The organism is Paenibacillus sp. IHBB 3054 (assembly GCF_051594305.1).
GTDB lineage: Bacteria > Bacillota > Bacilli > Paenibacillales > Paenibacillaceae > Paenibacillus_AQ.
The window spans coordinates 1-18,785 of record NZ_JBOFBG010000033.1; the positions used below are offsets into that span (position 1 = coordinate 1).

The following is an 18,785-nucleotide window of genomic DNA, read 5'->3' on the forward strand; positions in this document are numbered from 1 at the left end:
CTATTCCCGCAATATATGCAATCGGCACCCGGGCCGCAGCGCCGCCTGCTGTATGCGGCCATACTCACCGGCGGCGGTAGTCTCGGCGGCGGCCTGCCTTCGAACCGCTGCCTGCAGCCTCGACGGCGGCCACCCGTCAGTTGTGCCCATCACCCGTAGTAACTATCTTACGTCTACGTTTACGGACAACGATGAGCGATTACTCCGCTCCCCGCTTCAATACCATGCCAAAAAGGCTTCAGCAACGGCCTTCCCGGCGGTGCCGTTCGGATGCGGGTCATATTCGCCGCTCATGTACTCCGCTCTGATTCTGTGCTCAGCAGGGGCCGGCATAGCCAGCACGGAGGCGATGTCAAACACGCGGCTGACACCTGCAGGCGGATTCGTCAGGATCGCCATATTGACCTTACGCCACGCCTGCTCCCGCTCTTCCGCAAAGTTGAATGGCGGCACGGTGCTCAGAATAATCTCTGCCCCTCCATTCGCCTCTTTGATCTTGGCGATAATATCGCTTAAATCCCTGAGCAGCTCTTCTGCCGAACGCTGGCCGATATCAAGATCATTGACCCCGAGCACGATCAGCACCTCATCCCCCTGCTTTGCTTTGTTCATCCACGGGCCATCTGCGGCTACATCATAAGCCCGGCCCCAGCCGGAGCCGATATTCCACAGCCCATAATCCGTTCCCAGCCCCTCGGCAATCCGCGCAGCCCAATAGCTGTATTGATCCTTCTCTGTCCGTACCCCCTGCGTGATCGAATCGCCCAGGAACACCAGCTTCTTCGCCACTTGTTTCTTGTAGCCGATATAGCTTGGCAGCACCAGCAGCTTGTCCGACAAGCTAAATGCCTCTGCCGATTCCTGCCCGGCCAGATTCCCCGGCCCGTCATAGGCTGAGACCAGAATTCCCTCCACGTTGTAGGGCAGCGTTTTGCCGGGGGATGATGTCTTAATCGTCCAGGTGAACGCCAAATAATGTCCCTCCGGCAGTGCCAGGCTTGCTTCATCGCTCCAGAAGGTTTCTCCAGCTTCAACCTGCTTCGTGCGGCTGCCCGCAAAGGTTAGCGGTACCGAAGTACCGGCGGTTACCGTTCCATCTGGAACGCTTCCTCCGTCTGAGACGTATGCCGCTTTAATGCTCCATTCCCCGCCCGGCTCACTTCCGTTTGCATCCTGCCCCAGATCCCAGGTCGAATCCACGCTGTTACTGTGCCAGAATTTAAGCGTCAGGCTCCCATTCTCCCGCAAACGGATGTATGTCCGGAAGGTATGGGTGAATGGCTCCGGCGAGTTCATGATATAGTTGGCCGCGCTCGATAATGCTGTAGCTGAAGAGTAGTCCGGCTGGCTGTACACTCCATTGTCTTCTATTATCCTTGTCATATGTAATCCTCCATTATTTAAGCATATCCTAGATCATCTTAAATTAATTACCGTGTGTTCACAGCATTCAACCTATCTTCACAGCATTTAACCTATCTTTCACATCATTGATCACGTAACCCTCAGCATCCAAAAAGCTCTCTGATGAAATCGGGGACGGAGGTCCCCTGTCATCAGAGAGCTTAAATTATATGCTGTATAAACCTATTTCAGTGTAATGGTGAACGATACGGATTTGCTTCCGGCGTTTACCTTTACTGTAGTCTCATCCGCTTGGTCTGCACCTTCTACGGAAGCGATAGTGCCCAGATCCTTCACTGCCAGCGTGAATGCTTTGCCGCTGCCTTCAGCAGCTACCGTTACAGTATTGCCTTTGCGCTCAGCCTTCACGGTCAGCTCAGGAGCGCCCTTGATGTCACGGACGGTTGCAGTCGTTGCCGCTCCGTCTTCCAGCGAGTACAGTCCAAATTTCACGCCATCGGCAAAATCATAATCCGGACGGGTATCTACACTGCCTGTTGCAAGCAGCGAGTTCTGACGGACGAACAGCGGCAGACTGAAGAAATCATGTGTTTCCTTGCGCCATGACCCGCCCTGCACAGTTTCACCGTTAAGCAGGTGTGTCCAGCGTCCAGCAGGCAGATAATATTTCACTTCGCCGTTCTCCTGGAATATTGGAGCCACCAGCAGGGAATCACCCAGCATGTATTGACGATCCAGCACTTCGCAGGTCGGATCTTCCGGGAATTCCATCACCATCGCCCGCATCGAAGCCCAGCCTTCTTCATGCGCCTGACCGGCCACATCATACAGGTAAGGCATCAAGCTGCATTTGAGCTTGGTGAAGAAGCGGGTAACCTCAACAGCTTCGTCGTCGTAAGCCCAAGGCACACGATACGAGGTGCTGCCGTGTAGACGGCTGTGGCTGGACAGGAGGCCGAACGCCAACCAGCGTTTGAATACATGCGCCGGAGCCGTGTTCTCGAAGCCGCCGATGTCATGACTCCAGAAGCCGAAGCCGGACAGACCGAGGGACAAGCCGCCGCGAAGGCTTTCTGCCATTGATTCATAATCTGCGTAGCAGTCGCCGCCCCAGTGAACCGGGAACTGCTGCCCGCCGGCGGTTGCCGAGCGTGCGAATACTGCCGCTTCATTTTTGCCAAGCTTCTCTTCCAATACATCGAAGACAACCTTGTTGTACAGCTGAGTGTAGTAGTTGTGCATTTTCTGCGGGTCGGAGCCGTCGAAATACACAACATCCGTCGGAATCCGTTCGCCGAAGTCGGTCTTGAAGCTGTCTACGCCCATATCCACCAGGTCGCGCAGGTATCCGGCATACCACTCACAAGCCGCAGGGTTCGTGAAGTCCACAAGCCCCATGCCTGCTTGCCACAGGTCAGTCTGGTAGACATCGCCGTTTGCTTTTTTGATCAGATAGCCGTTCTTTTTGCCTTCTTCAAACAGCGGTGAACGTTGTCCGATATAAGAGTTGATCCAGACGCAGATTTTCAGGCCTTTTTCCTTCAGGCGTTTCAGCATGCCAACAGGGTCCGGGAATACACGGGAGTCCCACTGGAAATCGGTCCATTGGTATTCACGCATCCAGAAGCAGTCGAAGTGGAAAACATGCAGCGGAAGATCACGCTCAGCCATGCCTTCTACAAAGGAGTTAACTGTTGCTTCATCATAGTCGGTAGTGAACGAAGTCGTCAGCCACAGGCCGAAGGTCCATGCCGGAGGAAGCGCTGGCTTGCCGGTTAGGGAAGTATATTTGCTGATGACCTCTTTGATCGTAGGTCCCTCGATAACGAAGTATTCCAGGCTTTCGCCGGCTACGCTGAATTGGGCCTTTTTCACTTTTTCCGAACCGATTTCATACGAAACCAGCTCTGGCTGATTTACAAATACGCCGTAGCCTTTGCTTGTTACATAGAACGGAATGTTCTTGTACGCCTGCTCGGAGCTTGTACCGCCGTCTTTGTTCCAGATATCAACAACCTGTCCATTTTTGACAAAAGCAGTGAAGCGCTCACCCAGACCATAGACGAATTCACCTACGCCGATATCCAGTTCTTCACGCATGAAGGTGTTGCCGTCCTGATCTGTGATGTAAGCCATGGATTTGTAACCGCTGCCTGTAATGCGCTCGTCGCCGCGGTAGAAATCCACTGCCCATTGCTCGCCCTTGCGGATGACTACGCGCAGCCCGCCGCTGATCAGCACGGTTTCCGAATCAGTTTCTTCAATCTGTACGTGGTCGCCGGTTCCCTTGGTCAATTCGAAAGCCGGACCGCGGTCAATTACGCCGTCATTATGAATGATCTTCACGCCTACCACACCCGGAAGCGGGGAATGGAATTTTACGGTCAGCAGCGTGGAGTTAAGGGTTGCTGCGCGTCCTGTAATTGGAGTGGTTTGGGTAATTGCCGTCAAACCCTCAGAAGTTTTTTCCACTACATAGTTTTGTACTGCGCCGTTGATGTTGATTCCGTCGCGAACCAGCCAGAGGCCGTCTGTAAATTTCATATGTGACTTGCCACCCTTCAATTTGGTGTTTATAGTTGCATTATAACGATAATAAAAATACAAAACTAATATAATATAGCTCATTTATAACACTATTCTGATGTTTTACCGAAAGGAGCCCAATTATGGACCGCACATCACAACGTTTGCTTAAAGAAGACCGTGTGCATGGTGATGTTATGTTCCCGCTAGCCGCCTATTGGATCGAGCTTCCGGCCGGAACCCATGTCCTGGATACGCACTGGCATGAGGAGGCAGAGTTCTTTATGCTGCTGGAAGGCGAGATTCTGTTTCAGGTCGATACCGATTATTTCCCTCTCCGGGCCGGGGAGGCCGTATTCATCGAATCCGGCGATATTCATGCCGCCTACGTGCTGAAGGAAGGCCCTTGCAGGTTCTGTGCACTTGTCTTTCACCCCGATCTGCTCGCAAGCGCCCAGTATGATGCTATTCAGCATACAGTGATTCTGCCGCTGCAGGAGAAACGCCAAAGCTTCCCCAGACATCTTACACCGGAGATTGCCTGGCAGCAGGAATTGCTCCATCATCTCGAACGTTTGATGGAGGCATATGCTAATAAAATGCCCGGATTTGAGTCCTTTATGAAAGGGACTTTGCTTATCATGCTCTCGCAGATCGCGATCGAGGGCCGTTCCGTGAACCATACCCAGTCGGAGGGTGCGGATACAACCAAGATCAACCGGCTGAAGAAGGTCATCCTCTACATTCAGGACAACTACCAGGAACCGATACGAACCCGTGATTTGTCCGAGCTTATACCCATGAGCGAAGGACAGTTCTGCCGCTTCTTCAAGGCAATGACCCGCAAGACGCCGGTGGATTACATCAATTCCTACCGGATCCGCCAGGCCGCGGATCTGCTGCAGCAAAGCGACCGCAAAATATCCGACATCGCCATGGATGTCGGATTCGATAATGTCAGCTATTTCATTAAGGTGTTCCGCAAGGCGATGAAATGTTCGCCTTCAGAGTTCCGCAAGGGGGCAGTGCAGGGGGCCGGGCAGTCGCAGCTGTATCCGTGAGATGAATGAGCCTCGTTGAAGGGTTACAGAACCATGCGGTATGCGGGACCCTTCCTGACATATCAGAAGGTAAGCGTTTCGTGAACCGGCCACTCGACCACCGCTTCTTCGCCTACCCGCAGATCAAGCTCTCTTCTCGTGTTCTGCAGCCGGATAATAAATTGCTGGTCCAGCGACTTGATTACAACTCCGATCAGATAGGAAGAACCGGAGTAGTTGATAAAGGCCACTTCACCCGCCAGCGTATTAAGCCCATGCCCGGGTACCGGATGGGGTTCCGGGCTTTGACGCCGCACAGAAACAGCCTCCGGCCGGACCATAACATATGTCGGAGCGCTCCCGCTCCCGGTTTTCTCCGCAGAAACGGGGTTTCCCTTCGTCAGTTCGAAACGCCACATGCCTTCTGATTCCATGACATTGTTGATCGGAAACAAGTTCGATTCTCCCACAAAATCGGCCACGAACGGGTCGGCAGGATGCATATAAATCTGCTGCGGCGTTCCGGTCTGCACGATATTCCCACCGTTCATTACGGCAATACGGTCAGAAATGACCATCGCTTCTTCCTGGTCATGAGTAACAAAGATCCCGGTAAAACCATACTCCCGCTGCAGCACGCGGATTTCAATTCCCAGCGCCTGACGCAGCTTGGCATCTAGGTTACTGAGCGGCTCATCGAACAATACGAGCGGCGGTTTAAGCACAAGCGTCCGGGCCAGCGCAACCCGCTGCTGCTGTCCGCCGGACATTTGCGCGGGGAACCGTTCTGCAAAATCGTTCAGCCGCACGGAATGCAGAGCCGCCTCCACGCGTTCCCTGATTTCCGATTTCGGCACACCGTGACGTTTCAGTCCAAAAGCTACATTTTCAAAAACGCTTAGGTGAGGGAAAAGGGCATAATTCTGGAAGACGAGTCCAATGTTCCTTTTATGCGGAGCAATGTTTGTGAGTTCCCTGCCATCCAGCCGGATAGAGCCCGAGGTCGGATCATGCATGCCTGCAATCATGCGCAGGGTTGTCGTTTTCCCGCACCCGCTCGGTCCGAGAAGCGACAGCATCTCACCGCTCTCTACAGTAACATTCAGATTGTTGACTACGGGTTTTTGCCCGTAATTTTTTACGAGATTTTCGATGATCAGTTGGCTCATGATGTGCCTCCCCGCTATGTTTTTTTGCCCCACCGCATAATGCCGATCCCCAGCAGCCCAATCAGAATCGTGCCTGTAATAATAATGGACGATACCGCAGCCAGCGAGGGTGACAGATTGAACTGAATGTCCGAATAAATGGTCATAGGCAGCGTGTTGATGCCTGGACCCGTAAGGAATAAGGCGATAACCAGTTCATCAAAGGAAAGAACCAGACTGAGGAACGCACTGGCGAGCAGCGAGGGTCTGGCAAACGGAAGTGTTACCAGGAAGAAGGTTTTCAGCGGCGAAGCGCCGAGAATGATCGAAGCCTCTTCTACCGACCGTTCCATCCGCGAGAATCCGGCCAGCATGGTCCGCACGACATAAGGAATAATTAAGATGATATGGGCGAGCAGCAATCTCAGGAAGAACATCCGTATGCCCAGATAGCTGAAGAAAATCAGCAGTCCGATGCCGAACAGCAGCGTCGGAATGACCAGAGGGGACAGAAACAGCCCCTGCAGCGCATTCTTCAGCCGAAATTCAAACCGCTGTATGGCGTAGGCAATCATCGTCCCAAGCGGCAGCGCAAACAGCGTAGTCAAAACAGCCAGCTTAATACTGGTCAGGAAGGGTCCGGTGTACCTCCCGCCTGTCAGCACCTCTTCATACCATCGCAGGGAGAAGCCTTTGGGAGGAAACACCAGGAACTCACCGGAATTAAATGATGAAATGAGGATGACAAGCAGCGGTGCCATAATAAATAGATAGATTAGAGTATTTACTATAGTAAGGAGCGGAAATTTCCTTCTCATATCAAACGACTCCTCCCGGCTTCCTGCCGCTAAGCATCCGTCTGTAGAGACTGGTTACCCCAAGCATGGTCAGCAGTAAAATGACGCCCATAGCAGAAGCATAAGGCCAGTTAAGCAGGTTAATTGTCTGGTTGTAGATTTCTGTAGCCATCAGTTTCACTTTGGCCCCCCCGATCAGGGACGGAGTGACGAAAAAGCTTAATGTAATTGAGAAAACAAGCAATGTTCCAGCAATAATCCCCTGTTTAGAGAGCGGCAAGGTGACGAACCAGAATACCTTTGTTTTTGACGCACCCAGATTGGCGGCCGCACTTTCGAGATTGCGGTCCATGCCTTCCAGCACCGAGTAAAGGACGAGCACCATATAGGGAAGCATGACATGCACCAAAGCAATAATCACACCCGCAGGGGTATACAATAGCTCAAGCGGCTCCTGGATCAACCCTATTCCGAGCAGGAATTGATTCAGAATTCCTTTGCGGCCCAGAATAATAATCCAGCCGAAGTTGCGGATTACGGCGCTTGTCAACAGAGGGAGCGCGATTAAGATGAGCAGCAGGAAACGGTGTTTGGGCTGAGCCCGGGATACCCCATACGCGAGGCAGTATCCCAGAATCAGACAGATGAAGCTTACGGCAACGCCGATATACACCGAACGCCAGAGCATTTGCAGATAAAACGGATCTGTGAAGAATCTTCCGTATTGCTGCCAGACGAACGCCGCTTCCATGGCTCCGGATGAGTCCGTTTGATAAAAGCTGAGCATCAGCAGTCGGGCAAGCGGGAGGACAAACACCAGCAGGAAAATTATCAGCCCGGGAGCCAGCAGAATCCAGTAAGGGGGAATGCGTTTCAGCATGGCATTGCAGCTCCCTTCAAATAGTAATGATGCAGTGCTACTGTGAAATCAATTTGCTCCACTTCTCCATCCAATCTGCCTTGTTGTTGTTCACCTGCGCCAAATCAAGATGAATCAGGCCGTTAAACGTATCTTCGCCATTCGGAAGAATGCCTTTCAGATCATCGGACAACTCTGTCTGGCTATTGGTCGGGGAATAGCCGCCACCCTCAGCGGTCAGCTTCTGAATCTCCGGACGCAGCAGGAAGTCTATATATTTCCAGGCAAGCTCAGGGTTCTGGCTGCCTTTCACCACTTGGGCAGTAATATAGATGCCGACGGCTCCCTCCTTGGGAATCGCAAAGTTAATGGGAATTCCCTGTTTGCCAAACGTATAGGCATAACCGGAATCGAACGGAGCTATAACTGCCTCATCCTGGGCGAACAAATTGCCGACTTCGGGACTGGATTTCACAATTGCCGCGGCATTGGGCAGCAAAGTCTTGATTGCATCAAGTCCGGGCTGAATATTATCTTCTCCGCCGCCGTTCATCTTGGCGAGGGCTACCAGGAACTGATTGCCGTAGGTGTTGGAGATATCAACCAAACCGACTTGTCCTTTATATTCTTCCTTCCACAGATCATTCCACGAGGCTGGAGGGGTTGGGATTGCATCACGGTTATAAATCATGCCAAGAGCTTCATAGCCGAAGGTAGGTCCATAGCCTTCAGCACTGCGCGCTTCCGGGTACAGCTGGTCCAGGTTCTCCATCTGCTCCGGGTCGAGCTTCATAATCAGATCCTCTTTGGCTGCAATCTGCTCCTGTCCGCCTGAGAACAGCACCACATCGATGGTTTGATTGTTCTTCTCCGCACGAATCTTGGCCAGCGCATCTGCCGAATACAACGTTACGACTTCAACCTCGGCATTGTACTCCTCTTCAAATTGTTTGATGTAGGCACGCTGGGTTTCTTCAATCGCTCCGCCGAAAGAGGTGACTACCAGCTTGCCGCCGGAAGGCTTGTCCGTGGCTGCCGCCGCTGGAGCATCCTTACCCGAACTGCAGGCTGTCGCCGTAATCAGAAGTGTCAGTATACCTGCCGCAGCTTTTCCATAGAACCATTTCCGCATCGCACATATCCCCTTATCGTTCAGATGATGATACATTCCCTTGGTTTAGCCGTTTGATCTTTCGCCCCAGTTGCGGATATACAGATTGCGTGCATTTTCCGAAAGAACCAGGCCAGCCGCAGTATAAGCATATTCTTCATCAATAATTCCATCTGTCACCAGATCCGTTAGCATTTTACCCAGCTCTTTCTTGATCATCCGGCCACCCAGCCAGCTGACTTCGGGAATCGTAAAACCGTCGGAGCCGTACATCACTTTCGTAAAAGGAGCCATTTCAAAGATTTGCCGCAGCTTCGGCTGCACGCCTATGCTGCTGAAGGGAATCATGGAGGACAAGTCGAGATACACATTATGATACTGATTGACCAGGTAACCGGCTTCTTCAACAAACGGATATGCGGTATGAATGAAAATAATCTTTACAGCCTGATAGTGCGGATCGCTGACAATGCTGTGCATCAGCAGCGGGCTTGCGAGCTTCACATCCAGCAGCGGGGCATCGCCTGCTCCCGAATGCATCTGAATTGGAATGTCATATTCCATGCACAGCTCGAACGCGAGCAGTACGAGATAGTCACGGACATCTTTTTCAGCTTCAGTATTGTCCGGTGATTCCAGGAACCAGCTGTAGCTGGCTGCGGCCTGGCTCTTGCTGATCTTGTTTATTTTCAGTCCTGTATGGTAGGCAATTACGGTCTTAAAAGCAATAGTCCCCTGATTCTCCACCTCATCCCGCAGCTCCCGGATGTAGGTCTCTTCCAATTCCCCGAAGGGTACCTTCTCCTCGAACAGCCGGTGATAGGTAGCTTCCACCCGATGAATGCGGCGGGTCGGAATGGACGACGAGGTCTGATGGAACCAGTCAAGCTCATCCTGGGCCAACCGCGACCCCATAACCGGGAAACCGTAGTCCACCAGCAGTGATTCCAATCCTACATCCTTGAAAAGCATGTCTACATATTCTTTGGGATTGGCTTGATAACGCTGATTACGCTGCAGGATCAGTTCGTCATCCGTCACGCGGGGATCAAGCCCAAACAGCTGGATCATCTCTTTACGGACAATTTTGAATAACAGAGTATTTCGGGTATCGCGGCCCTTAGGGGGGATCAATGAGAGGGTGAAGCAATTATCGAAACTCTTCTTCTCTCTGGTCGGCATGAATGGATGACAATGGTCGTCAATGATGGGCAAGCGGCTGATATCAATCGTCATGGTAATCCCCCTTAATCTTTTGTGAACAAATTGTTTTTGTTATTGTATACAATAATACGTACAAGGATGGTTCTTGTCAACAAAAGTTACATTAGGGGGATGAAAAGATATTTTTATCGAATTAAATGTAATATAACATGACATATAACAAAAAAACCACTCGTTTACGCCCATCGAGGGCGCAACAAATGGCTTATCCATACGATACCAACGTGTTGTAAGCTGCAAAATGAACCTTTCAGGATACCTACAGCTTATCGTTGTATCCGTAGTTCACCAGTTCATTTCTGGCTCTGTTCCAATTCTGCTGTGTATAATGCCTGGCTTTCTCGGAATCTTTAGCGATGATTGCATCGAGTATGAACCGATGCTCCTCTGTCGCCTTCTCCAAATTGACTCCCGCCACAAACCGGGTCTGAATTTGGTAGGTTTTGTGGAACAGCTTTTCCACATGATAAATGAGTAGCTTATTAGGGCACATGCGGTGCAGGGTCCGGTGAAATTCGATGTCATATTCCTTCCACTGATGGAAGTTAGACAGACTTTTTTGCTCATTCATTCTGCCGATCAGTTCCGTAAGCTGGTTAACATGCTCAGAAGAAGGCTGTTGTGCGGCCAGATAAGCGATCATCCCCTCAACGGCTTCCATCATTTCGTAACATTCCTTCACATCTTCTGCTGTCAGTACACTGACATACGCGCCTTTTCGAGGGTAAACGGTCACAAATCCTTCTACGGACAATAGTCTGATTGCTTCTCTTACCGGGGTCCGGCTCATATCCAGCTTCTTGGCGTATTCTTCTTCTATAATGGGCTGGCCTTGGGTTAGCTGGTTCTCTTTGATATCCCGAAGAATGCTGTCGTATGCAATTTGCGCTTGGTTCTGCTTGCCCATATACACAGTCTCCTTCACCGGTCATGATCATCACAACAATACGCTGATTATAATACTATCTGAATACATCATCTGTAAAGTTAGATCATCACTGCGAGGCAATTCGTCCCGCATCATTTCTACACGCTGCACACTCTGCTTCAGCCTTCCTGAGATCATTGCCCTTATACTTTCCGGATCACAATAAAGCAGGTACTGTCCGGCAATGCCACCTCTTCGCCGCTTTCGTCCATAACGACCACCCTGCCCTGCAGCGCCTCCGTATAACCCTCCTGCAAATAGTGCCGGAACACTTCAACCTTCGCCCGTTCGCCCAGACTGCGCTTGATAAAATCGGCATACTGGCCGGGAGTGAAATAACCGAACTGTTCCTGGACCTCATGGATATACGCTTCTTCACCCCAAGTGTAGGTGTACAGAAATTCCATGGCATCATTTACAGGCATCAGCACCTCTTGTTCACCGGTCACCGAATACTGAATTTGGCGTCCGGCAAAATCCTTCGCGTACCGTGAAAGCCAGGCCATCCCGTCCTCCTCCAGAAACCGTACGCGGCGCTGATCACTCTCCGGCTCGCTCATAATCCCGTCGCGGATGATGATCACACCGCCGGCCGACAGCATATCAAAGGCGCTGCGCAGAGCTGCGGCCACTGTCCCGTGATTGAATTTGACGCCATCCAGCGGCACATACGAATACAGCTCATGCAGTATTGATGAGAAAATGACGGTGTCTACGCTGCCCGTCTCCACAAAATCCTTCAGGTTCAGCGCATCGCCCTGCAGTACCTCCCAGCGGTGCCCTTCCCGCTGCTTGCGCTGCCGCAGCGCTTCAATCACATTGCTGGAAATATCAATACCGACCGGAGTGACATCCGGCATACGCGCTTCAATCAAATCCAGCAGCACACCCCCACCGGGTCCGATATCCAGCACTTTGCTGCCGGTCACATACTCCAGAATCACTGCTTTATAATCACCTGTATCATTCATCTGGCTCAAGTAGCTGTCCTCATTATGGAACCGGTCAAAGGCATCGCGGCGCAGATCAAACAGATCGAACAGCAGCAGTACCGCCCGTTCATACAAGGCTGACTTCTCGGCTTCCATACAGAATTCGATCAGCTTCTCTGCAGCGGGTGAGAATTCAAAATCAAAGAACACCGTATCCGGCAAGTGAGCCTGCCTACGGAGCCGGTGGGCAAGATGCGCATTACCGGAAGACATGGTTCCGCTCGTGATATCCTGCCAGGTTAATTCCGACAAATACTTCTCTATAATCCGCTTCTTGTACACATTGATCTTCTTCACGCCTTTGTAGTCATAATGGAGCGAATTCATGACAGCCTCAAAGCTGATATGATTCAGACCGGAAAGTTCGGCGCCGCAGGCGGTCAAAGCTATCACTTTCAGGAATTGCTCCAGCGAGAAGGTCTGGAGTGCCGACTCCACATACCAGAAGGTAAGGGGCTGCAGCGGTTCCAGCAAGGAAGGCCGAAATCCTTCGGACTCCAGCCTGCTCCATTCGCTGCCGAAATCCTCCCCTTTGGCAATCGGCCCCGATCGCATACGCTCCAGCCGTTCCTTCATCGGCAGCGGGACATCCAGAGCGCCTGATGCGATTGCCGCAATCAGCTCCATAACCTCCGCGCGCACCTCCTGCCACAGCTCGGGGGAAACGGCGGAAATGATGCAATGGTTCAGCGCGAACAGCAGCCGTTCCAGCTCATCTGCAGTCAGAAGCCCTTCCTCCACCATGGCTGACAGCGGACGGTTAGCGGACGGCGGAACCTCACCGCGAATCTGCTGCCCTATCAGTCCGTGAGTCTCGATCAGCCGGTGTACGATCATCGTCTTCTCCGCATCTGCTACCCCTGCCGCCGTGAGCTGGCCCGCTTGCGGTTTATGCTCTGTTGCCGGATCTCCCCCGGCATACCGCCAGTACAGCTGCGCCGAGCCGATATTATGTACGAAACAATTAATGCCTTCCAGCTGCCACATCCGGCGCTGGCGGGAAGTTCCGCCTTTTGCCGTCTCCGACCAGACCAGTGTCTCCTCGGCCAGTTCCTTGATCCAGTAGGACAAAGGCAGGCTATCCAGCAGGCGTAAGCTCCGTTCCACATAATCCAGCACAGGATTCTGTTCATCCAGTTCGCGCAGCGATTCCACCCGCTCCAGATTGACAATGGTTTGCTCAGCCTGAACAATATATTTCAGCCAGGGAAATGCCTTTGCGGGCAACTCTTCCCCTTCACGGTACGATTCAATCGCTTGCAATGATTTCAGCATGTGTGCCTCCCTATGTAATTGAACAACTCTCTCTATACCATAGCCCTGCTACCGGCCATTTGAATCAGAATCGGCAGGAAGTATTCCGGCGTTCTCATGACAAACAACACACCCGTGCCAGCATAAAAGAACATGATGTTGACCACATACAGGATATTCACCCGGAAGGGTCCGTTCCGCTTCTTGCTCCTCTCGCCACAACTGGCCAACAGCAAAATCGATTTCCGTCTCCTGCAATTCGTTTACAAGCGTCCTAAACTGATTAAGTGCGGGTTCGAGCATGGTTACATTGGGCGTATAATCGAGCATGCTCCATCCCAAGCAGCGGATGGCCCCCTCAATGGTTGTGTCTAAAAAGCTCTTCTCCAGTTGCATCCGGTCTCTTGACCATGGCATTTCCGAGATCGTAAAGCCGCAGGTACCACTTCCCAGTACAGATTGATCATGCTCGGCCAGCCATATAATAAAGTCCTTCTCATCCGATGTTCTTGCAATCCGCGATCCACTCAGTGCAAGTACGGATATGACTACGGAAAATAAGCCGTTTGAACACCTAATATCCTGATCCGCCTCTGCGTCTGATCTTGTTATGGTATTAGCCATTTCGGACCACCCTTCAAATTCCCCCGAAGAAATTGCCGATACAACAAACAGCAAGCTTCCAAAGAGAGGCCTGCTGCTTGTCGTATCGTTTATTTATACTGGTTCTGCAGGATAATCGTATTCTAACCCGCCAGAGTAAAACCTGGCAAGAAGACATGTTTGTACTGTATCCAAATGTTCAAGTGGTCTCCAATTTAAGATTCCCCCATGTTGGGCGAGGACGTAACTACGGTGAATATTTGGACTTTCGGCCGCTGTTGTCCCCAGATTTCTTGATTTTACCCGCTATATGCGGTGGAAATCCGGTGACAAAGGCGGTCGCTATCGCTCCTACAGTTCCAAAATTCCCCTCCGTTACTTTTGCCCTTTTGTGTAGTTATCAAGTTCAATCTATATAGCGAAATCCCATTCGCAATTTTATCGTTTTTTTGCTCTCCACCAGTACATCCCCGCACCTGCCAAGACCAGGAGTGAGGCTACCGCCACCGAGATGCTCAGGATATGATTGCCTTCATCTGATGGAGAGTCATCGCCGGAGGGCTGTGCTGAAACGGCTGTTGCTGCTGAATCGCCAAAGTCCGCCTGTGTATCTGCCGGTGTTTCGGCTACTTGTTCTACCTCTTGTTCTACCGCTTGTTCTACCGCTGCTTTCTCCTTCGCTTCCTCTGCGGATACCCCTACGATCTTCCCACTTGCTTTTGTAATTGTATACGGGATCACTGCGCCGCTCCAGAAATGCAGCTTCAGCTGCACTTCTCCATCCTTCACTTCCTTCCAGAATTCGCCCGTGAACTTGATCTCTCCAGTGGTATAGTCTGGATAGAAGGTACGTTTGTACTCCTTGAAGGGAGTCCAATCATTGGGACCGGCATTGCCGCCAGCCGTATAGACGGCTTCCAGTGTCGCCAGGCTGTCCCCGTTGAACCAGGTCGGGATCGTGAATATCCCCTCCGGGGCTTGCGCACTAATCAGGCTGGGCGTGTCATAATAAATAATATTTATTTTCCAGTCGGCACCCGCACTGAACGTAGCGGTTAAGGTCGCATTCATTCCATACTTCTTCGTGACAAGCTTTTGCAGCAATGCAGATTTGAGGATTAAGTTTTCTCCGTCAAGCTCATAATCCGTACCTTTCACTAACGCATTTTCCTGATTGAGCAGAGCGGTGAAGGTATTCCCGTTCAAATTCAGGGGAATGACCACATCCTTAATTTCCGAATCTTTAAGAATATAGACCGAATCCGTTTCCGCGTTGGAGGAGCGGCCCTTCCAGCCCTGCTTCATCACCTGATGAAGCTCCTCATCCACCCACTTGAGGGTGCGCCTATCGAAATGCTGGCCGTTATCCCACAGCATCAGCGGCATCTTTTTTTCCCGAGCATAGTAGGTGATGTATTCAAAAAACTTCAAAATTTCGCCATGCTGAACAGTATCCAGCGATTTATCGAACCCAAGCAGGCCAAATTCCCCCACGATAACAGGAATCCCTTTGGCGGTGAAGGTGTCGTAAGCCCGGTCGAAAGCCTGAATCAGATCCTCCCTGGCCGTGTTATCGAACGTAGTCGAACCTCCAAGGTTCACACTGAACGCATAATATCCATAGTAGTGGAACGTTGCAATCAGCCTATCGTCGTTTAATTTCGTAATGGTTTTGGCTAACTCATCCAGTCTGGCCTGGGTTGGAGCAGCCGTAAGAGTAGAAAGTACGAGCGGACGCTTATTGTTATTCTCGCCGGAATGACGAACGATAGCATGAAAAGAAACATTCAGTTCATCCAGCATTGTAAAATATTCAGGAGTATCCTTGCTCCAATCCTCGGAAAAGCGCGGTTCATTCAGGCTCTCAAACATCAGCGTATCCGGATAATCCTTGAAATACCCCGCAATCTGCATCCAGGCCGCATTGAATCTGGCAACTACTTCATCATGCTCCGCCTCCATGTTCAGGACCCAGCTTGTATCGTGATGAAGGTTAATGATGACATGAAGATCCGCAGCCAGCGACCAGTCGACGACTTCTTGAATCCGTGCCATAAACTCTTTCTGGATCACATAATCAGGAGCGTCGCCCATCCGGTGCTTCCAGGTAATCGGGATGCGGATGCTTTTGTAGCCTTCAGCAGCAATTTGGTTAATAAATGCCTGGGTTGTACTCGGGTTTCCCCATGAAGTTTCCTCACCCGTAGCCTCGAAGGTGTTTCCTAAATTCCAGCCCGGTCCGATGGCTTCGACGTAGGCTTGCATGGCACTCCTCTTGTTTGTGGTTTCTGCATGCGCAGGTAGAGCCGTTACCGTAGCGGCAAACAGCAACACTCCAATAATGGCGAAGTAGCGTTTAAGCTTCATTATCCGCCTCCCCTGCTAAACAATCAGCCATCGAACAGACGTTGATCCGGCCAGGCAAGGTAGGCCTGCTGGTCATTTCTCCGCTTGTACGCCGGCGGAATTCAACCGTCTTAGGGATTCCGGGAATAAGGTCGAAGAAATTATCGGAGAAACGGCCGTCCTCCGTCGCGGTTAACCAAACTTGCTTAGCCAGTTTATCGGTCTCCAATACATATCTTGTTCCACCGCTGCCCTCCACCTCGCTTAGCTGAATAGCCGGAGAACCAAGCTTCAGCTCCTTCGTATTCAGGAAATAGAACAGCTTGCGATCTACCAGTTCCCCTTCTTGGTCAAGCTCTGCAAGAAACATTACACTGCCCCGGTCATATTTCTCCACAAGAGTGCACTCATCCACCGAATACACAACAGCCGCACTATTGCCCTCCACCGCAACAGATTCTACAGCTTCCTTCAAAAGAACTCCATTGAAATCATATAATCTAACCCGCAGTGTGCCGATGAATGGAGCCAGCAAGTCTGTAATCGCATGAACGCAGAGCTTGCCGTCCTCTGTTCTGTCAAAGGACAATATGGAGTCGGCCAAGCTTGCTTTGGCATAATATTGCATGGCTTTCCATTTCCCATAATAATCCAATCCTGACCAGGAAGCCGCCGGCCAGCAGTCGTTCATTTGCCAATAGAGACTTCCCATACAGTAAGGCATCGCCCGCCGATGGGCTTCAATGGCCGTTTTCATCGCTTCCGCTTGAAGCACCTGACTCATATAGAGAAAGGATGGGAAATCCTTCGGCTCACCCATGTAATTATTCATATATCCCTGGATCAGACGGTTGCCGTCAGGACTTCTCTGATGCGCGAGCAAGACCTCCGAATCGAGCTTCAGTTCCTCTTCTGCCGCAAAGGCCAGCACTGAACTATATTCCGGGAACGATTGGAACCCGTATTCACTCATGAATCTGCCGATTTTTTTGTTGTAATGATCAAAGGGCTCAAGCATATGCCAGACTCCCCAATAATGAATATCCCCCTCTGTCGTGAGTGGGCGTGAATGCTGGTTGATATCGCCTGACAACGAGATCATGGGCGAGGATGGCCAATAGTCTACATCAGGCTGCAGCGTGGCAACAGCCTTTGGCAGAATTTCATGAAAGATAGACTCATAACTATTCCAAATGAAATTTCGCTGCTCTTTGTCATAGGATTGCTTCCACCCCCAGCCTCCATGCTCATCGTACATGGCCCAAGCAATGTCGATCTCGTTGTTCCCGCACCAGAGAGCAATCGAGGGGTGATTCCGCAGCCTTTTCACATTCTCCTCCGCTTCCAAACGGACATTGTTCAGGAAAGGCTCATCACCTGGGTACATGCTGCAGGCGAACATGAAATCCTGCCACACCAGTATTCCTTGCTCATCACACAATTCATAGAAAACAGCTTGCTCGTAGATACCACCGCCCCATACCCTCAGCATGTTCATATTGGACTCCACGGCGGTAGCGATTTCATGTCTATAGTGCTCTTCCGTCACTTCTGGAATAAAACTGTGACCCGGAATATGATTCGCACCTTTGGCGAACACGGGCACACCGTTCAATTCAAAATAAAACGAAGCTCCCGCCTCATCCTTATTGCGAACCAAACGAACCGTGCGCAGTCCTGTACGTACGGAACAGGTCGCTGCCTGCTTCTCTTCTCTCAAGATCTCCGCAGTAAAGGCATATAAACGCGCTGCTCCCAGCCCCCTGCTCCACCATAGCTCAGGTTCGGCAATAACAGCCGGCACTTGCACAATATTGGTGCCAGGCTGCAAGCTAACGTCCTGCTTCCATTCTTCACCTGCAGTCACAATACGAACCTTGCCCTGACCTTCCTGCTCCGATTCGATCTCTACATGAATGACTAATTGCGCTTCTGCGGCGGATACACTCTTTTGCTCTACAAAAAGATCGCTAATTCTACAATCGGACCAACCCTCCAGCCTAACCTCACGCCAGATTCCGCTGGTTACAAGGCGAGGGCCCCAATCCCATCCATAGTGATAGGGGGCTTTTCGGGCAAATACACTAACCTTCTGCTCGCCGATTTCACCCAGCTCGGATTGATCGTTTGTTGACGGGAGGTTGTATCCCAGCTTTTCAATTTTCGGGAGATCTTCTTGAACAGGGGACCGGAAACGAATGTTCAGCACGTTATTTCGCTCGGCCACCAGTGATTTCACATTTACTCTCCAGGTGCGGAACATATTGTCGGCAGACAGAATAGGAGCCCCATTTACATAAACGTCGGCATAGGTATCCAAGCCATCAAACACAAGCTCCAGGGAGGAACATTTCATCAGCTCGGCGGAGACGTCGAAGGCTGTTTCGTACTCCCAATCGATTTTGTCTATCCATTGCATATTCCGCTCATTGGTTCCATAGAAAGGATCGGCTATGATTCCCTCCCGCAGCAGATCCGTATGAACACAACCCGGTACGACAGCTGGCCTCCATTCCTTATCCCTGCATGCTTTAAACTTCCAATCCTTTAGTACCAGTTGCGTCTCTCCCATTGTTCCCTCCTAAAATGCTG

Annotated in this window: 13 protein-coding genes; 1 reads left to right on the forward strand and 12 read right to left on the reverse strand. The window is 51.2% G+C overall.

Features of this window, described 5'->3' with window-relative positions:
* Positions 1-216 precede the first annotated feature (216 nt).
* Together ACQ76X_RS26310 and yicI are read right to left on the reverse strand one after the other, a co-directional pair.
* Complete coding sequence (locus ACQ76X_RS26310) at positions 217-1,383, reverse strand: SGNH/GDSL hydrolase family protein (RefSeq protein ID WP_438496725.1); 1,167 nt, start codon at positions 1,381-1,383, stop codon at positions 217-219.
* 204 nt (positions 1,384-1,587) lie between these two features.
* Positions 1,588-3,909 (reverse strand): alpha-xylosidase, encoded by a 2,322-nt coding sequence (gene yicI / locus ACQ76X_RS26315; RefSeq protein ID WP_438496727.1) that lies wholly within the window; start codon positions 3,907-3,909, stop codon positions 1,588-1,590.
* A gap of 125 nt (positions 3,910-4,034) precedes the next feature.
* On the opposite strand from yicI, the gene ACQ76X_RS26320 reads away from it, so the two are divergent.
* The gene (locus ACQ76X_RS26320; RefSeq protein ID WP_038586210.1) at positions 4,035-4,952 is read left to right on the forward strand and encodes an AraC family transcriptional regulator; all 918 of its coding nucleotides are present in this window, start codon (positions 4,035-4,037) and stop codon (positions 4,950-4,952) included.
* Positions 4,953-5,014: 62 nt separating this feature from the next.
* On the opposite strand, the gene ACQ76X_RS26325 is transcribed toward ACQ76X_RS26320, so the two are convergent.
* From ACQ76X_RS26325 to ACQ76X_RS26370, 10 genes are all read right to left on the reverse strand, one after another.
* The gene (locus ACQ76X_RS26325; protein ID WP_438496728.1) at positions 5,015-6,100 is read right to left on the reverse strand and encodes an ABC transporter ATP-binding protein; all 1,086 of its coding nucleotides are present in this window, start codon (positions 6,098-6,100) and stop codon (positions 5,015-5,017) included.
* A 14-nt stretch (positions 6,101-6,114) separates the two neighbouring features.
* Complete coding sequence (locus ACQ76X_RS26330) at positions 6,115-6,897, reverse strand: ABC transporter permease (protein WP_038586204.1); 783 nt, start codon at positions 6,895-6,897, stop codon at positions 6,115-6,117.
* Between the two features lies 1 nt (position 6,898).
* Positions 6,899-7,756, reverse strand: a complete 858-nt coding sequence (locus tag ACQ76X_RS26335; protein ID WP_038586199.1) for an ABC transporter permease — start codon at positions 7,754-7,756, stop codon at positions 6,899-6,901.
* Positions 7,757-7,793: 37 nt separating this feature from the next.
* A complete protein-coding gene (locus tag ACQ76X_RS26340) occupies positions 7,794-8,867 on the reverse strand; it encodes an ABC transporter substrate-binding protein (protein WP_438496729.1) in 1,074 nt (357 codons plus the stop codon).
* Positions 8,868-8,912: 45 nt separating this feature from the next.
* Positions 8,913-10,082 carry an amidohydrolase family protein gene (locus ACQ76X_RS26345; RefSeq protein WP_438496730.1) on the reverse strand — a complete coding sequence of 390 codons (1,170 nt, stop codon included), beginning with the start codon at positions 10,080-10,082 and terminating at the stop codon, positions 8,913-8,915.
* A gap of 247 nt (positions 10,083-10,329) precedes the next feature.
* Positions 10,330-10,977, reverse strand: coding sequence for a GntR family transcriptional regulator (locus tag ACQ76X_RS26350; RefSeq protein ID WP_438496731.1), 648 nt, complete (start codon positions 10,975-10,977; stop codon positions 10,330-10,332).
* Positions 10,978-11,141: 164 nt separating this feature from the next.
* The gene (locus ACQ76X_RS26355) at positions 11,142-13,265 is read right to left on the reverse strand and encodes a class I SAM-dependent methyltransferase (RefSeq protein ID WP_438496732.1); all 2,124 of its coding nucleotides are present in this window, start codon (positions 13,263-13,265) and stop codon (positions 11,142-11,144) included.
* A gap of 48 nt (positions 13,266-13,313) precedes the next feature.
* Entirely contained in the window at positions 13,314-13,868 is a 555-nt protein-coding gene (locus ACQ76X_RS26360; RefSeq protein ID WP_438496733.1) for a hypothetical protein, read from the reverse strand.
* Between the two features lie 417 nt (positions 13,869-14,285).
* The gene (locus ACQ76X_RS26365; protein WP_438496735.1) at positions 14,286-16,214 is read right to left on the reverse strand and encodes a cellulase family glycosylhydrolase; all 1,929 of its coding nucleotides are present in this window, start codon (positions 16,212-16,214) and stop codon (positions 14,286-14,288) included.
* Entirely contained in the window at positions 16,204-18,765 is a 2,562-nt protein-coding gene (locus ACQ76X_RS26370) for a beta-mannosidase (protein WP_438496737.1), read from the reverse strand. Before ACQ76X_RS26370 ends, ACQ76X_RS26365 begins: the two co-directional genes overlap by 11 nt.
* Positions 18,766-18,785 lie beyond the last annotated feature (20 nt).

What these genes read in the sequence shown, in the direction of transcription:
- ACQ76X_RS26330 (WP_038586204.1), bottom strand. Translation starts at nt 6,897, where the DNA reads ATGAGAAGGAAATTTCCGCTCCTTACTATAGTAAATACTCTAATCTAT.
- yicI (WP_438496727.1), bottom strand. Translation starts at nt 3,909, where the DNA reads ATGAAATTTACAGACGGCCTCTGGCTGGTTCGCGACGGAATCAACATC.
- ACQ76X_RS26335 (WP_038586199.1), bottom strand. Translation starts at nt 7,756, where the DNA reads ATGCTGAAACGCATTCCCCCTTACTGGATTCTGCTGGCTCCCGGGCTG.
- ACQ76X_RS26320 (WP_038586210.1), top strand. Translation starts at nt 4,035, where the DNA reads ATGGACCGCACATCACAACGTTTGCTTAAAGAAGACCGTGTGCATGGT.
- ACQ76X_RS26355 (WP_438496732.1), bottom strand. Translation starts at nt 13,265, where the DNA reads ATGCTGAAATCATTGCAAGCGATTGAATCGTACCGTGAAGGGGAAGAG.
- ACQ76X_RS26340 (WP_438496729.1), bottom strand. Translation starts at nt 8,867, where the DNA reads ATGCGGAAATGGTTCTATGGAAAAGCTGCGGCAGGTATACTGACACTT.
- ACQ76X_RS26365 (WP_438496735.1), bottom strand. Translation starts at nt 16,214, where the DNA reads ATGAAGCTTAAACGCTACTTCGCCATTATTGGAGTGTTGCTGTTTGCC.
- ACQ76X_RS26360 (WP_438496733.1), bottom strand. Translation starts at nt 13,868, where the DNA reads ATGGCTAATACCATAACAAGATCAGACGCAGAGGCGGATCAGGATATT.
- ACQ76X_RS26350 (WP_438496731.1), bottom strand. Translation starts at nt 10,977, where the DNA reads ATGGGCAAGCAGAACCAAGCGCAAATTGCATACGACAGCATTCTTCGG.
- ACQ76X_RS26345 (WP_438496730.1), bottom strand. Translation starts at nt 10,082, where the DNA reads ATGACGATTGATATCAGCCGCTTGCCCATCATTGACGACCATTGTCAT.
- ACQ76X_RS26325 (WP_438496728.1), bottom strand. Translation starts at nt 6,100, where the DNA reads ATGAGCCAACTGATCATCGAAAATCTCGTAAAAAATTACGGGCAAAAA.
- ACQ76X_RS26310 (WP_438496725.1), bottom strand. Translation starts at nt 1,383, where the DNA reads ATGACAAGGATAATAGAAGACAATGGAGTGTACAGCCAGCCGGACTAC.
- ACQ76X_RS26370 (WP_438496737.1), bottom strand. Translation starts at nt 18,765, where the DNA reads ATGGGAGAGACGCAACTGGTACTAAAGGATTGGAAGTTTAAAGCATGC.